The sequence below is a fragment of the Pseudarthrobacter sp. H2 genome, assembly GCF_050157045.1.
In the GTDB taxonomy this organism is placed as follows: domain Bacteria; phylum Actinomycetota; class Actinomycetes; order Actinomycetales; family Micrococcaceae; genus Arthrobacter.
This window is the reverse complement of the sequence record NZ_CP189594.1, coordinates 4,452,815-4,466,196: the sequence shown is the minus strand read 5'-3', so window position 1 is coordinate 4,466,196 and position 13,382 is coordinate 4,452,815. Positions and strand designations below refer to the sequence as shown.

Genomic DNA, 13,382 nt, shown 5'->3' with positions numbered 1-13,382 from the left:
GATCGGGCCGGGATGTGCTGTACAGTCATATCTCGGCCCGATGAGGCATCGGGGCGTATAGCTCAGGCGGTTAGAGCGCTTCGCTGATAACGAAGAGGTCCCAGGTTCAAGTCCTGGTACGCCCACGGAACCTGTACAGGTTCTGTAGGGATTGAAGTGATGGTCCGGAGTTATTTGGACCGGAACGGGGTGCAGGTGAAGAAGTTGCTGGTTGTTGCAGCTACGATCGCGGGCGTCCTGCTCTACAGGAAAGTACAGGAGTCTGAGGCCCGGAAAACCATCTGGAGCGAGTCGACCGATACGGTCGATTAGCCCGGAGTCCCGGTACGGAAGCAGGAAATCGGTTTCCGGAACCAGGGTATGATTGTCGGGTTGCTTCTTACGGGGGCATGGCGCAATTGGTAGCGCACCTGCTTTGCAAGCAGGGGGTTCGGGGTTCGAGTCCCCGTGCCTCCACCGTAAGAAAGGCCCCGGACCGCGGAAACGCGGTCCGGGGCCTTTTGCATGTCCTGTGCAGCTGATTCCCGCGGCTGGCCTGCTGTCCCGGACACTTACTCTGGCAGCCTCAGCCCTTGGGTTTGGCGTAGTCCGCCATGCCCTGCCAGTCGATAAACACGTAAGGCTCGTCGCCCAGGACCCAGGCGTCGTGCCCGGGCGGGATGATTCCGAAGTCGCCGGGACCGAATTCGCTCTCCTCGCCGTCGTCCATGACGACCTTCAGGCGCCCCGAGATCGTGTAGCCGACGTGGCTCGCCATGCAGCTGTCAGTTCCGGCGATGGGCTTGACGTGCTGGGACCACTTCCACCCCGGCAGGAACGTGGCGCGCCCAACCGCGCCGGCATCGAGATTGACGAGGTCCACCTGGCCCATCCCGTCTTTCACAGGACGTGATTCCTCCGGACTTTCAAAGCTCCTGCGGATGATTGAAGACATGATCGTCACCTTCTTGGATGATGTGAAACCGGAGCTTAAGACTGGCACCGGCCCACGCCGGGGTCAAGGATTCCCGGAGCGGCACCGGCCGCACCGCCGCCCCACTACTGTTGGAGCGTGAACTTCTTCCTTGCCGCCCTGGGGGTCCTGGGCGTGGCTTCCTCCGGCCCGCTCATCGCCGCCACCCTGGGCGCAACATCGGTCAGTGCCCTGGCCATCGCGTTCTGGCGCAATGCGATCGCAGCTGCCGTCATGGCCGGGCCCGTCCTGGTCAGGGAGCCCCGCCAGTTCGCGCGCGTCACTGCCCGGGAGTTCCGCTGGTCACTGGCAGCAGCCGTTGCGCTGGCGCTGCACTTCGCCTGCTTCATCAGCTCCCTGCAGCTGACCTCCGTAGCCGCAGCCACGGCGCTGGTCTGCCTGCAGTCCGGCTGGATCGCCATCTTCCAGCTGTTCCGGGGAGTCAGGCACCCTTGGCCCGTGCTGGCCGGCCTCGGCATCGCCTTCGGCGGCGTCGTGGCCATCACGGGATTCGATCTGGGCACCTCGCCGGATGCCTTGCTCGGAGACCTTCTCGCCCTGGCCGGAGGCGCCCTGGCCGGCGTCTACACCCTCGCCGGCGGCAAGGCCCGGCAGACGATGGGCACCGGCGTTTACACCACCCTCTGCTACGGCATGTGCGCCGCCGTGGTCGCCGTCCTGGCCCTAGCCTCCCGCCAGCCGCTTGCCGGATTCGACGCGGCCGGCTGGCTGGGCATCCTGGCCATCACCGTGTGCGCGCAACTGGTGGGCCATACCGCCTTCAACCACCTGCTGGCCACGATGAGCCCGCTGCTGGTATCCATGATCATCCTGCTGGAGATCCCGGGGGCGGCGCTGCTCGCTGCCGCGTTCCTGGCGGAAACACTGCCTGCCGGGACGTATGCGGGACTGGGGATGATCCTGGTGGGGCTCGCCGTCGTGGTGCTGGGTCAGCGCGGCTCGCGGTCGGTCCGGGGCAAGGCCGCGGTGCTGGCGGAACTGGGCACCGACTGACGCCGGCTGGCGCCCCGCGCAGCGTGGTGGCTATTGGCCGCCGCGGCGGGCCGGCTGGGCGGTGTTGACCGTGTGGATGGCACGCAGCAGCTTCGCCGGGAAGTACACGGAGAAGAAGACGACCATGGGTGCCTTGAGCGCCATTTTCTTGACGTTGTGTGCCTTGTACGTGCGGTCAAAGCGCGTCACGTAGTAGCGGTAGTCGCGGGGCGAGTCTTCCAGCCTTCTGGCGGACATTCCCGAAATCATCTTCGGCCAGTACTGGATCCGCAGCTCATGGTCGGCCAGATGCAGGGAAAGATCGATGTCTTCATGCATCTCGTCCTTTTCATCCAGGCACGTTTCGGTGCGGATGATCTCCCAGGCGGACCGGCGCAGGGCCATATTGGACCCGAAGAGGAAGTGGTACTGGTGTTTGGCGAGTTTGAGCATCAGCTGGCGCATCTTGTCGTCGGCCTTGAGGCCGAAGCGGCGCATCGGCATGTCGTAGTAGACGACCGGTCCCGTGGCGGCGTGGACGGACTCGTCCGCGAAGGCCTTCTGGACCTGTTCGACCCAGTCGGGTTCCAGCACCGAATCGGCGTCGATGCGGCCAAGGATGTCGCCGGTGGCGTGGTCCAGGCCGAAGTTCCGGGTCGGGATGAGCCCCTGGGTCTGGTCCTGGCTGAGCAGGATGATGCGGCTTTCCGGGTACTCCAGCTGCATTTGCCGGACGATGTCGGCTGTGCGGTCCTTGGACATGTTGTCCACCACGATGATCTCGTGGGCGGGGACGGACTGGTACACGGCGGCGATGAGGCACTGCCGGATGACACTTTCCTCGTTGTAGGCCGGGATCACAACAGACACGTCCGGCGGGGTCACGGCAACGTTCAAGTCATCCTCGAAGGATCTATCGGGTGGCATCTCCTCAAATCTAGCATCAACGCCGCCGTTTCAAGCGGGCGCCGTGCGCTGCACGGCGCGTGAAGAGACAAACAAGGGAGCGGGGAGCAATGCGGGAAGCAATAACGACCGGGCAACAAAAAAGGGAGGGATCCCGTCCAGGACGGAATCCCTCCCTTTTTGCCGGCTGCCAGCGGCAGCCTGCGTCTTGAAGCTACACGGAGGCTACTTGGACGTGTCGTCCTCTTTACCGTTCAGGCCCGCGGCGGTGTTCTGGTGGGCGGGTTCCGCATCGGTGCTTTCCTCGGCGGCGCCCGAGGCTCCTTCTGCCGCACCGGCTGCGGTCCCCGCGGTGTCGTCCTTAGACCCGGCTGCGGACCCGGCCAGGGAACCGGCAGTATCGGCGGAGGTGCCTGCGGAAGTGTCGGCGGCGGTGCCGGCTGCGCCAACAGCGGGGGAACCGGCCTTGTCAGCGCTTTCCCCGCCCTGGACCGTGGCGGCCGGGACCTCGTTGACCGTGGCGGCCGGTACGGGCGCGGGCGTCACCGGCGTCGGGGTCTTCCACGGATCTTCCACCGGCTTGGACGCCTTCCAGGCGGCGACACCCGCGGCGGCGGCAGCGGCGATAACGCCGAGGATCAGCAGCCCCCGGTGCTTGGGCTTCGTCGGCCTGGACAGTTTCCCGTTCGCGGCCTTGCTGGCCTGCTTGGCCACAGCCTTAAGCTCGGCAGGCTTGAGCTGCCGGCCCGCGGTCTGTGCCTGCTCCTGGACGGCGTGGATGATCCCCGCTTCGCCGAGCTTCCGGGCGACGGCATCCACGTGGGCCGGCGCGCCTTCCAGCGTGCGGTGCACGGCCCCGGAGGCGGCACCGATCTGGTCCGAAAGCCTGGGCAGGTATTCGACGACGACCCTGTCGCGGGCCTGGGCGATCACCGGCGCCGCCTTGTCCAGGGCCTCGTGCAGCCGCGGAGTGGCGACCTCGACGGCGTCGTGGATCTTCGGGGCCAGCTGGGCCAGGCCGTCCTGGAGGCGCGGCGTGACGGTGGCGACGCCGTCGGCCAGGTTGTGGGCTGCCGATTTGAGCCCCTCCTGGATCTTGGGAGAAGCGTTATCGATGCCCTGCTGCAGGCGCGGAACGGCCCAGTTGACTGCTGCCTCGACCCGCGGGGCCGCCCAGTCCATGGCGTTCTCTACTCCGGTGCTGACTGACTGCTCCAGCTCACGGGCAATACGATCCGTTTTCTTCACAACTACCTCCCGATTAATGTGACGGTTCTGGAGTCAGCCTACGTGTCCGGGACCGCACCGGCTATTATCCGGGCCGATTTCAGGGCGATTTCACCCAGCGCGGAACTGGCTGGTCAGCCCGGTGCGCTTTGGCCCGTCATGGAAGAATGGGCCCATGACTGCCATCGCAACTGCAAAAGCAACCATCCACACGAGCCTCGGCGACATCGTCGTCAACCTCTTCGGCAACCACGCTCCCAAGACCGTGGAGAACTTCGTCGGGCTGGCCACCGGCGAGAAGGCCTGGACGCATCCCGAATCCGGCGAGGACAAGACGGGGACGCCGCTGTACAACGGCACCATCTTCCACCGCATCATCAAGGACTTCATGGTTCAGGCCGGCGACCCGCTGGGCCGTGGCGTGGGCGGCCCGGGCTACAAGTTCGACGACGAAATCCACCCGGAACTGACCTTCAACGAGCCCTACAAGCTGGCCATGGCAAACGCCGGCGTCCAGATGGGCCGCGGCACCAACGGATCCCAGTTTTTCATCACCACCATCCCCACCGGCTGGCTGCAGGGCAAGCACAGCATCTTCGGCGAGGTCGCTGACGCGGAATCCAAGAAGGTGGTTGACGCCATCGAGGGTGTCCGCACCGGCATGGGCGACCGTCCGGTCGAGGACGTCGTCATCAACAGCATTGATGTAGAAAAGCTCTAGTCCAGCCCATGAGCTACGGAATTCCGGCGGCCGAGCCGTCCGCGCAGATCCCGGTGTGCCCCCGGCACCCGGACCGTCCCGCCTATGTGCGCTGCCAGCGTTGCGGGCTCCCGGCCTGCCCGGACTGCCAGCGGGCGGCCGCCGTCGGATTCCAGTGCGTTGACTGTGTCAACGAATCAAAACGTGCGACGCCGGCCGTCAAGACCGTTTACGGCGGGGCCGTGGCCACCGGAAAACCGCTTGTGACGTTTGGGATCATCGCCCTCTGCGCCCTTTTTTATCTGCTCCAATGGCTGATTCCGGGCCAGACGGTCTACAAAAACCTGGCCTTCGCTTCCGTGTTTGCCATTCCGGAGTATGGAGCCTTCGAACCGTGGCGCATGCTGACCTCGGCCTTTCTTCATTCACGGGAATTCATCCCGCACATTGTCTTGAACATGTACTCGTTGTGGATCTTCGGCCAGGTGCTGGAGCCGCTGCTGGGCCGGATCCGGTTCCTGACCGTGTACTTGCTGTCCGCCATTGGCGGCTCTGTCGGCTACCTGCTGCTGACCCCCGTCATGCCTCCGACTGGGGTCGTCGGCGCTTCCGGTGCCATTTTCGGCCTCTTCGGCGCCATGCTGGTGGTGCAACGCCACCGCGGCGGTGACACGAGGCAGCTCTGGGTGCTGATGGCCATCAACGGCGTCATCGGCTTCATGGTCCCCCAGATTGCCTGGCAGGCCCACCTGGGCGGCCTGGTCACGGGCGCCCTGTGCGCCGCCGTCATCGCCTATGCTCCCCGCGGCCGCCGGCAAGGCCTGCTGCATGCCGGCGGAATGGTCCTGGTCCTCGTCCTGTTGATTGCAGCCTGGGCCTTCCGGATGACCACCGCGTAAGTCCCCCTGAGAAGGGCACGGTACTGGCGCCGGACTGGTACTGGCGCCGGCCGGGCGCTGCCATTGCGAGGCTGGGGCACTGCCCTTGGGGCCGGCCCGGATTTCCCCTGGGCGTCCGTCCGGAGCCTTGTGCTACCTGATTCCTGCCGCACGGGCCTGCGGGGCAGCCGTCCCCCCGCGGCACTTCCTCTCCCTCTCTCTCCGCGCCCTGATCTAAACGACCGGGTCCCAGGCAGCGCAGCGGGGGGACTTTGACGCGGACTCGCCGCATTCTGCCGCGGAATCGCCGGTTTCGGGGTCCAAAGTAGCCCGGACCGTCCGCAGCAGGGATTCAGCGTGCGGCCCGCCGGCAATGGCCCCGAAAGTTATCCACAGGAGTTATCCACACTGTTGGTAACTTACACGGTTGTAGTTTAGGGGCGGGGCCCGATCTCACCGCGCCAGCTGGTGCTTTTTTAAACGCGCGGCTCCATTCTCCACAATTGTGGATAACTCCTGTGGGTTGTCCTGTGGTTAAGTGGACAACTTGAGCCCGAACTGATGCCGCCACAGGCCGCCCCGCCCGGAATTCCCGCGCTCCGCTGGGGATAGCGGGGCCGGACGCCTTCCATCCGCCCCCTGGATGCCTGTTTTCAACAGCGTTATTCACAGTGTTAATAACTCGATCCTTCGAGAGTCCGGGCAGAAATCCCCTCTTTCCCGCACCTTGACGGGGTCTGAGGGGGCTGCGGTTCCGGGTTATCCCCAGCTGTGGATAAGTTGTGGGTAGAGCCCTGTTGCTATGTGGATAACTTCGCTCGCCTCAGGGCAAGTTGTTGCCCACCGCAGCGGGGGAGCCGACCGCCGGGGCAGTCCGGCGCGATGTCGGTCCGGTCAGGGCTTTCGCGCTGTTTATCCACAGGAAATCCACAGTGTTAATAACTTGCGCTCGTGTATTTCGTGCGCGCGGCGGAGTGGCTTTCTACGCTCCCGGGCCATGGGGCGGCGCGTCGGCCTTGTGTGGCCCTGATTTTCCACGGAAGTTATCAACATTGGGGATAACGTTGCCCACAGCTGTGCCAAGGAGTTTCGCCGGGGAAGACTGGTTCTTCAGCGCGGCCAGACGCCGGAACTCCCGCGCCGGTGGCTGTCGAGCAGGTGCGTGTCCACCATGCCGATGGCTTCCATCAGGGCATACATGGTGGTGGGGCCGACAAACGCGAACCCCCGCTTCCGCAGTGCCTTCGACAGTGCGATGGACTCGGCCGAGGTGGTCGGGATGTGGTCGAGGGCCGTGGGCTCGGGAGTGGTGTCCGGCTTGAACTGCCACACGAAATCCACCAGGCCGCCGTCGGGCCGGAGCGCGATGGTGGCCTGGGCGTTGGTGATGGCGGCCCGGATCTTGAGCCGGTTCCGCACGATCCCGGCATCCAGCAACAGCCGCTGGACATCCGCGTCGGTGTACGCGGCGACGATGTCCGGTTGGAAGTCGCGGAATGCCGCGCGGAAGGCCGGCCGCTTCCGGAGGATGGTGGCCCAGGACAGTCCGGCCTGGAAGGCCTCGAGGCTGATGCGCTCGTACAGGCCCTGCTCGTCGCGGACGGGCAGGCCCCATTCGGTGTCGTAGTACTCGCGCAGCATCGGGTCGGCCGCGGCCCACGCGGGCCGCGGCAGCCCGTCGTCGCCGACCAGGATGCCGTTGACCTTGTTCAGCATGCCCCGCGAGACGGCAGGTGGAGTGCAGGTCCGCCGGTCAGGAACGCCAGCGGGTGGTCATCAGGAAGCCAATAATGGCAATGCCGAACCCCGCAACGATGTTCCATGATGCCCAGGCCTGGACCGGGAGGGTGCCGTTGCTGATGTAGAACGTGATGATCCACAGCAGGCCGATGATCATGAGACCGAACATCACCGGCTTGAACCACACCGCGTTGGGCTTGTAGGCCTGCGCGGCGGAAGTCTGCTGTCCGGCGCGGGCAGTGGTCTTTCGCGGCTTTGACTCGGGCACGGGTCCTCCTTGGCGGGCGGTACCAGGAGCGGCGCCTCGGCTTGATATCCTGCAGGAAGGAAACGCCGGCGGCGAACGCTCATGGTAACTCTTGGAAATCTTACTCGAAGCCCAATTCTAGCTGTAGTTCACCCCGCCCCGGCGTTAACTGCGGACCCCCAGGAGGAGAATCCAAGGTGTTGCAGCCCAAGGAGAGCTCCGCTCCCGCGCCGGCCCGCGGCGTCGGCGTCCTGGCCCGCGGCGTCGGCGTCCTGGCCCGCGCCGTCCAGATCGCGGGCGAACTCCTCATCACCGCCGGGGCGATCCTCCTGCTGTTCGTCGCCTGGCAGTTGTGGTGGACCAACGTGGAATCCGATGCCAAACAGCGCGACGTCATCAAGGACTTCGCCCAGGAGCTGAAGGCCGGGCCCGCGACGCCGTCGACCGTTACCCCTGCTGACGGCCCCGCCTCCTACGGCCCCGCCGCTGTCGGCGCCGAGCCAGCCGCCGGCGCGACGATCGGCGTCGTCTACATCCCGCGGTTCGGCGCGGAGTACACCCGGCCCATCGTCCAGGGAACCACCGCCGCCGTGCTGGACTCGCTGGGCATCGGCCACTACCAGGGCACGGCGATGCCCGGCGCGGCGGGGAACTTCGCGGTGGCCGGCCACCGGCAGACGCACGGGGCCGTCCTGGACAACATTGACGCCCTGGTGCCCGGCGACAGGATCTACGTCCAGACAAAAGACGGCTACTACGTCTATGTGTTCCGGAACAGCGAGATCGTGCTTCCCTCCCGGACCGATGTGCTGCTGCCCGTCCCGACCCAGCCCGCGGCAACACCCACCGAAAGTTACCTCACGATGACCAGCTGCAACCCGCGCTTCGGCTCCCAGGAACGCATCATCGCCTACTCGCTGCTGGAACGGTGGCAGCCGGCCTCCGCGGGGCCGCCCGCCGAGATCTCCGCCCAGGTGGCCCGCACCACCGGGGAGGGCTGAGTCGTGTACGGCTGGATTTTCCGCCATCTGCCGGGCCCCCTGTGGCTGCGGATCGCCACGGCGCTGGTGCTCCTCGCGGGCGGGCTGGTATTGATGGTTGAGTTCCTTTTTCCCTGGATGTCACAATTCACCCAGTTCACCGATTCGACGATTGATTGAGCAAGGCACCGATGAGCACAACCAAGATCCTGGTCGTAGACAACTACGACAGCTTTGTCTACACCCTGGTGGGTTACCTCCAGGAACTCGGGGCGGAGACCACCGTGGTCCGCAACGACGACGTCACCCTTGCGGAGGCGGTCGAGATGGCGGAGGCGCGCGACGGCGTGCTCATCTCGCCCGGGCCGGGAACGCCCGCCGGTGCGGGGGTCTGCATCGAGCTGATCAGGTGGGCCGGCAGCAACAACAAGCCCATGCTGGGAGTGTGCCTGGGCCATCAGGCGCTGGCGGAGGCCTATGGCGGAACGGTGACGCACGCACCGGAGCTCATGCACGGCAAGACCTCCCTGGTGGAGCACCGCGGGACCAGCGTGTTCGCCGGGCTGCCCTCTCCGATCACGGCGACCCGCTACCACTCCCTCGCCGCCGTCCGGGAGAGCATCCCGGAGGTCCTGGAAATCACCGCGGAGACGGCCACCGGCGTCGTCATGGGGCTCCAGCACCGCACCGCCCCGCTGTGCGGGGTCCAGTTCCACCCGGAATCCGTGCTCACCGAAGGCGGCTACCAGATGCTGGGCAACTGGCTGGAGTCCCTCGGCATGGAGGGCGCCGCGCAGCGGGCCTCCGAACTGAGCCCGCTGATCAAGCACTGACCGGGCAGGCACGGAGGCGGGCTGTGGCCGTTTTACTTCGGTACGTCCTCGCCCATGATCGGGGTGCCGCTGGGCCGGCACGAGGAACCCCCGGCCACGGTCTGCTGTGACCCGATCAGCTGGTTCCAGCGGGTGCACCGGATTTCCAACCCCTCAGCGTTCCTGCTCGGCAGCCCGGGATGGGAATTCCACGCTCCTGCGGCGCATGTTGCTGGGTCTTTCTGACCAGGGCGCTCACCCGCTGGTCTACCACCAACCCGATGGATCAGTTCCTTCCTCCTCCCCGCACCCAGCTCAGACCGGTTCTCGTCGTGCCGGGCCCTGACAACGAGAAAACGAACCCCGCAGGGGAGATCGCGTTCGGCTAACCTCAGCGGCCCGGCCCGGTTGCGGTCTGTGAGTTTCCCGGTTGTCCGCGCCGTTCGTGTATCTGCCCGAAGGGGACATCGCGGCTGACGGCCACGGTGTAGCTGGTGAAGCCGTGCTGGGTAACGAGGATACCGTGGCGGCATTCCTTCATGGCGGGGTGTGCGTCGGATTTGTAGGTAACTGGGCTGTGGCATGTTTCTGAGGTCGTGTGTGGCGGTTAGGCGGCTGTGGTCTGGTTGTGGTGGGTGCTGGCGTGCTGGCAGCGGAGGGTGATGATGCTGGTGGCTCCGGTGCCGGACCAGCGCATGCCGGAGAGTTTGAGGCGTTGGCCGACGACGGCCGTGCAGCCGGCTTCGACGGTGCCGGATCCGACGAACATGCCCCGGCGGCGAAAGCGGGCGTAGCGCATGCGGTGGGCGTTGGTTCGGAAGCAGGCCAGTGCTTTGCGCCGTTCGGTGGCCCTGGGGCCGACGAGCGGATAGATCTTTGCGGCGTTGATGATGGCTTCGATGTCGCCGTTGTCCAGTTCGGCGCGGCGTGCCTGGTACCAGTCGTTGGGGTCCTCGGTGATGATGAACGCGAGCAGATCGGCGAGTTCATGCAGGTGTTCACGGGCGTGGAAGAGGTCCACGATTTGGGTGGCTTCGGGGAAGCGGGCGGTGGCCAGGTTCCAGATCCAGTGCGCCCCGCCGCCGAGGGCGACGAGTTGGCGGATGTGGTTGGAACCGCGGCGGCGTGCCTCGGCGGCGACGAGGTCGGAGAATTTCTCCACCGGTTCCAGGGTGGCCAGGTGGCTCGTTGAGTCCGCGTCCCGGACCGGCCGGCCATCGGCATCGAGGCCGGTCTGGGTGAACAGGCAGGCGGGTTTCGCCTCGCGGGTGCGGGCCCGTCCGTCCGGGCCTTTGCCGGCCCGTCCTGCCGTTTCAGCCGTCGTCATCGGCACCCCGGTCCCGTCAACGGCGATGTACAGAATTTCCGGTTCCGGTTCCGGCACCGGCGGCAAGGGCACCACCTGGCCGGTTAGCACCGCCTCGGTGTCGGAGTGCAGGGCGGCGGTGGCTTGGGCCCCGGCGGCCTCGGCGGCACGTTCGACTCGTTTGGTGCTCAGGGTGATCCCGGGCAGGTCCTTGATCAGGGCCGCGGCCTGTGCGAAGGGCACCGCGGCGCCGGTGTTACGGGGCGCAGTCGCCGTAGCTGGCGTCAAAGACGGCCAGCGGCGGACGGTGCCCCAGCCGGCGGCCTCGTCGATCATTTCCAGGGCCAGCTCCCACTTCGGCCGTAGCCCGTTAGTGCCTGAGGAACCAGAGGGCCGAAAGTTGGAGGCTCCGAACAGCGTTTCTTTGGTAGGGGCCACGGGCGCCGAACCGCGCGGCAGGCTAGCTTTGCTTGCGTTGTTCCGCGTCCCCGGGCGCACGTCCGCCCAGGCGGGTGGTGACCCGGTGTGCCGCGGCGGCGCACGCTTCGCCCAGGCTTTGCAGCCGTTCCCGTGAGACGCGGAACCGGGGGGCCGGGACCAGGACGGCGGCCACGACATCGCCCCGGTGGTCATAGACCGGTGCTGCCACGCCCACTTCGTCGATGGAGGATTCGCCGTAGTTGATGGCCCAGCCCCGGCGCGATACGTCCTTGAGCCTGATCTGGTAGGCCTCGATGCCTGCGTCGTCCAGTCCCGGATAGGTGATCGCTCCGCTGCGTAGCATCGCGCTGACGCGTTCGGCGGTTTGGGCGGAGAGGAAGACCTGCACGGAGGCGCTCATGGCGTCGTTGTACCGCGCGCCGAGCGGGGTGGTGTGTTTGATCTGGTGATGGCTGGCGATCTGTTCCACGCACATCGATTCGGTGCCGTTCCACACCATGAGGGCGCTCGTCTCGCCCGTCTGTTCGGCAAGTTCACGCAGGACCGGATACGCCACGCGCCGTTCTTCCAGTTCGGCCAGCAGCGGCCCGGCGATGGCGATCAGCCCCAGGCCCAGGCGGAAACGGCGCGTTTCCGGGTCCCGTTCCACCAGGTGTTCCTGTTCGAAGGTGGACAGGATCCGGGAAACGGTGCTTTTGTGCAGGCCGACCCTGTTCGCGATCTCCGTGACGCCGAGCAGTGGTTCGTCCGCCGTGAAGGTCCGCAGGACGGCGATGGCGTTGACGATGACGGAGGTGCCCTTGGTGTCGCCGTTTCCGTTGGTGTCAGGAGAATCTGCTGGAGTCATGATATACACCATCATTCCGTACGGGAGCCGAAAAGCGGCGCCACGTCGGACGTGGCGCCGCTTCCTTGCGGGCTAGGGTTTGCGGTCAGGCGCCCACGATGTTGTGTTCGGGGCCGAAGGGGAACTTGGTGATGTTCTCGGCTCCGTCCTCGCCGACCACCAGGATGTCGTGCTCACGGTAGCCGCCGGCGCCGGGCGCACCGTCCAGGACGGTGATCATGGGTTCCATGGAGACCACCATGCCCGGCTCCAGCACGGTGTCGATGTCCTCGCGGAGCTCCAGTCCGGCTTCCCGGCCGTAGTAGTGGCTCAGGACGCCGAAGGAGTGTCCGTAGCCGAACGTCCGGTTGGCCAGCAGTCCGTGGCCCACATAGATCTCGTTCAGTTCGGCGGCGATGTCCTTGCAGACAGCGCCGGGCTTGATGAGCTCGAGGCCCCGCTTGTGGACTTCCACGTTGATGTTCCACAGCTGAAGGGAGCGGGCATCCGGTTCGCCGTAGAACAGGGTCCGTTCCAGGGCGGTGTAGTAGCCGGAGGTCATCGGGAAGCAGTTCAGGGACAGGATGTCGTGTTCCTGGATCTTGCGGGTAGTGGCCCAGTTATGCGCGCCGTCGGTGTTGATGCCGGACTGGAACCAGACCCAGGTGTCCCGGATTTCGGAATCCGGGAAAGTCCGCGCGATTTCGTGGACCATGGCTTCGGTGCCGATCAGGGCGACCTCATACTCGGTGATCCCGGCGGTGATGGCGTTGCGGATGGCCTCCCCGCCCAGGTCGCCGATGCGGGCCCCGTGCTTGATGACCTCGATCTCTTCGGCCGACTTGATCATCCGCTGGCGCATGGCGGCCTGGGCCACGTCCACCAGGGTGGCCGATCCGAAGGCGGCCTGGATCTTGTTCCGGTTGTCCAGCGGCAGCGAGTCGTCCTCGACGCCGAGCCGGCGGACGGAAATGCCGCGCGTGCGCAGCGCCTCCTGGATGGCGAAGATGTAGTTGTCCCGGCGCCAGTCCGTGTAGACCACGTTGTCGCCGTAGCTGCGCCGCCACGGCATACCGGCGTCGATGTTCGCGGTGACGGTCACGGTGTCGTCCTTGGTGACCACCATGGCGTAGGAACGGCCGAAGTAGGTGAAGAGGAAGTCGGAGTAGTACTTGATGGAGTGGTAGCTGGTCAGGACGACGGCGTCCAGGCTCTTCTCTGCCATGATCCGGCGGAGGCCGGCGAGCCGGCGCTCAAATTCCGCGGTGGAGAAAGTCAGCTTTTCCTTCTGCCCATTGTGCAGGACCTTCAGGCGCTCCAGTTCTGCGATGGACGTGGCGTTCTCGGATGCTGTGGTGGTCATTGTGGTGATGC

15 protein-coding genes, 2 tRNA genes and 1 pseudogene are annotated in these 13,382 nt (G+C 65.9%); 10 read left to right on the top strand and 8 right to left on the bottom strand.

Features of this window, described 5'->3' with window-relative positions:
- Positions 1-51 precede the first annotated feature (51 nt).
- The 3 genes from ACQCSZ_RS20815 to ACQCSZ_RS20805 all read left to right on the top strand — a co-directional run bounded on the left by ACQCSZ_RS20815 (position 52) and on the right by ACQCSZ_RS20805 (position 456).
- Positions 52-125 (top strand) — tRNA-Ile (locus tag ACQCSZ_RS20815).
- A 34-nt stretch (positions 126-159) separates the two neighbouring features.
- Complete coding sequence (locus tag ACQCSZ_RS20810) at positions 160-312, top strand: DLW-39 family protein (protein WP_246527244.1); 153 nt, start codon at positions 160-162, stop codon at positions 310-312.
- A 71-nt stretch (positions 313-383) separates the two neighbouring features.
- A tRNA-Ala gene (locus tag ACQCSZ_RS20805) sits at positions 384-456 on the top strand.
- A 109-nt stretch (positions 457-565) separates the two neighbouring features.
- Here ACQCSZ_RS20805 and ACQCSZ_RS20800 read toward each other — a convergent pair.
- Positions 566-934: a cupin domain-containing protein gene (locus tag ACQCSZ_RS20800; RefSeq protein WP_427005532.1), complete on the bottom strand. Its 369-nt coding sequence runs from the start codon at positions 932-934 to the stop codon at positions 566-568.
- A 117-nt stretch (positions 935-1,051) separates the two neighbouring features.
- On the opposite strand from ACQCSZ_RS20800, the gene ACQCSZ_RS20795 reads away from it, so the two are divergent.
- Positions 1,052-1,966, top strand: coding sequence for a DMT family transporter (locus ACQCSZ_RS20795; RefSeq protein WP_427005531.1), 915 nt, complete (start codon positions 1,052-1,054; stop codon positions 1,964-1,966).
- 30 nt (positions 1,967-1,996) lie between these two features.
- On the opposite strand, the gene ACQCSZ_RS20790 is transcribed toward ACQCSZ_RS20795, so the two are convergent.
- Both ACQCSZ_RS20790 and ACQCSZ_RS20785 read right to left on the bottom strand, forming a co-directional pair.
- Positions 1,997-2,872, bottom strand: a complete 876-nt coding sequence (locus tag ACQCSZ_RS20790) for a glycosyltransferase (RefSeq protein ID WP_427005530.1) — start codon at positions 2,870-2,872, stop codon at positions 1,997-1,999.
- Between the two features lie 204 nt (positions 2,873-3,076).
- Positions 3,077-4,099, bottom strand: coding sequence for a hypothetical protein (locus ACQCSZ_RS20785; RefSeq protein WP_427005529.1), 1,023 nt, complete (start codon positions 4,097-4,099; stop codon positions 3,077-3,079).
- Positions 4,100-4,253: 154 nt separating this feature from the next.
- On the opposite strand from ACQCSZ_RS20785, the gene ACQCSZ_RS20780 reads away from it, so the two are divergent.
- Positions 4,254-4,799 (top strand): peptidylprolyl isomerase, encoded by a 546-nt coding sequence (locus ACQCSZ_RS20780; protein ID WP_427005528.1) that lies wholly within the window; start codon positions 4,254-4,256, stop codon positions 4,797-4,799.
- 8 nt (positions 4,800-4,807) lie between these two features.
- Positions 4,808-5,677, top strand: coding sequence for a rhomboid family intramembrane serine protease (locus tag ACQCSZ_RS20775; RefSeq protein WP_427005527.1), 870 nt, complete (start codon positions 4,808-4,810; stop codon positions 5,675-5,677).
- 1,089 nt (positions 5,678-6,766) lie between these two features.
- On the opposite strand, the gene ACQCSZ_RS20770 is transcribed toward ACQCSZ_RS20775, so the two are convergent.
- Together ACQCSZ_RS20770 and ACQCSZ_RS20765 are read right to left on the bottom strand one after the other, a co-directional pair.
- The gene (locus tag ACQCSZ_RS20770) at positions 6,767-7,372 is read right to left on the bottom strand and encodes a DNA-3-methyladenine glycosylase I (protein WP_427005526.1); all 606 of its coding nucleotides are present in this window, start codon (positions 7,370-7,372) and stop codon (positions 6,767-6,769) included.
- A gap of 37 nt (positions 7,373-7,409) precedes the next feature.
- Positions 7,410-7,664, bottom strand: a complete 255-nt coding sequence (locus ACQCSZ_RS20765) for a cell division protein CrgA (RefSeq protein ID WP_427005525.1) — start codon at positions 7,662-7,664, stop codon at positions 7,410-7,412.
- Between the two features lie 179 nt (positions 7,665-7,843).
- On the opposite strand from ACQCSZ_RS20765, the gene ACQCSZ_RS20760 reads away from it, so the two are divergent.
- The 4 genes and pseudogenes from ACQCSZ_RS20760 to ACQCSZ_RS20745 form a co-directional block, all read left to right on the top strand.
- Complete coding sequence (locus ACQCSZ_RS20760) at positions 7,844-8,644, top strand: class E sortase (protein ID WP_427008405.1); 801 nt, start codon at positions 7,844-7,846, stop codon at positions 8,642-8,644.
- A gap of 3 nt (positions 8,645-8,647) precedes the next feature.
- Positions 8,648-8,803: a hypothetical protein gene (locus ACQCSZ_RS20755; protein WP_427005524.1), complete on the top strand. Its 156-nt coding sequence runs from the start codon at positions 8,648-8,650 to the stop codon at positions 8,801-8,803.
- Positions 8,804-8,814: 11 nt separating this feature from the next.
- Positions 8,815-9,456: an anthranilate synthase component II gene (locus tag ACQCSZ_RS20750; RefSeq protein ID WP_427005523.1), complete on the top strand. Its 642-nt coding sequence runs from the start codon at positions 8,815-8,817 to the stop codon at positions 9,454-9,456.
- 21 nt (positions 9,457-9,477) lie between these two features.
- Positions 9,478-9,703 (top strand): annotated as a pseudogene (locus ACQCSZ_RS20745) (ATP/GTP-binding protein); the annotation flags it as partial.
- A gap of 339 nt (positions 9,704-10,042) precedes the next feature.
- Here ACQCSZ_RS20745 and ACQCSZ_RS20740 read toward each other — a convergent pair.
- The 3 genes from ACQCSZ_RS20740 to ACQCSZ_RS20730 form a co-directional block, all read right to left on the bottom strand.
- Positions 10,043-11,077 carry an ISKra4 family transposase gene (locus ACQCSZ_RS20740; protein WP_427005522.1) on the bottom strand — a complete coding sequence of 345 codons (1,035 nt, stop codon included), beginning with the start codon at positions 11,075-11,077 and terminating at the stop codon, positions 10,043-10,045.
- Positions 11,078-11,201: 124 nt separating this feature from the next.
- Positions 11,202-12,029, bottom strand: a complete 828-nt coding sequence (locus ACQCSZ_RS20735; RefSeq protein WP_427005521.1) for an IclR family transcriptional regulator — start codon at positions 12,027-12,029, stop codon at positions 11,202-11,204.
- An 85-nt stretch (positions 12,030-12,114) separates the two neighbouring features.
- A complete protein-coding gene (locus ACQCSZ_RS20730) occupies positions 12,115-13,371 on the bottom strand; it encodes an aminopeptidase P family protein (protein WP_427005520.1) in 1,257 nt (418 codons plus the stop codon).
- Positions 13,372-13,382 lie beyond the last annotated feature (11 nt).

Excerpts from the sequence above, each read along its gene's own strand:
- ACQCSZ_RS20730 (WP_427005520.1), bottom strand. The coding sequence starts at position 13,371 with ATGACCACCACAGCATCCGAGAACGCCACGTCCATCGCAGAACTGGAG.
- ACQCSZ_RS20810 (WP_246527244.1), top strand. The coding sequence starts at position 160 with ATGGTCCGGAGTTATTTGGACCGGAACGGGGTGCAGGTGAAGAAGTTG.
- ACQCSZ_RS20770 (WP_427005526.1), bottom strand. The coding sequence starts at position 7,372 with ATGCTGAACAAGGTCAACGGCATCCTGGTCGGCGACGACGGGCTGCCG.
- ACQCSZ_RS20790 (WP_427005530.1), bottom strand. The coding sequence starts at position 2,872 with ATGCCACCCGATAGATCCTTCGAGGATGACTTGAACGTTGCCGTGACC.
- ACQCSZ_RS20780 (WP_427005528.1), top strand. The coding sequence starts at position 4,254 with ATGACTGCCATCGCAACTGCAAAAGCAACCATCCACACGAGCCTCGGC.
- ACQCSZ_RS20800 (WP_427005532.1), bottom strand. The coding sequence starts at position 934 with ATGTCTTCAATCATCCGCAGGAGCTTTGAAAGTCCGGAGGAATCACGT.
- ACQCSZ_RS20775 (WP_427005527.1), top strand. The coding sequence starts at position 4,808 with ATGAGCTACGGAATTCCGGCGGCCGAGCCGTCCGCGCAGATCCCGGTG.
- ACQCSZ_RS20735 (WP_427005521.1), bottom strand. The coding sequence starts at position 12,029 with ATGACTCCAGCAGATTCTCCTGACACCAACGGAAACGGCGACACCAAG.
- ACQCSZ_RS20750 (WP_427005523.1), top strand. The coding sequence starts at position 8,815 with ATGAGCACAACCAAGATCCTGGTCGTAGACAACTACGACAGCTTTGTC.
- ACQCSZ_RS20740 (WP_427005522.1), bottom strand. The coding sequence starts at position 11,077 with ATGATCGACGAGGCCGCCGGCTGGGGCACCGTCCGCCGCTGGCCGTCT.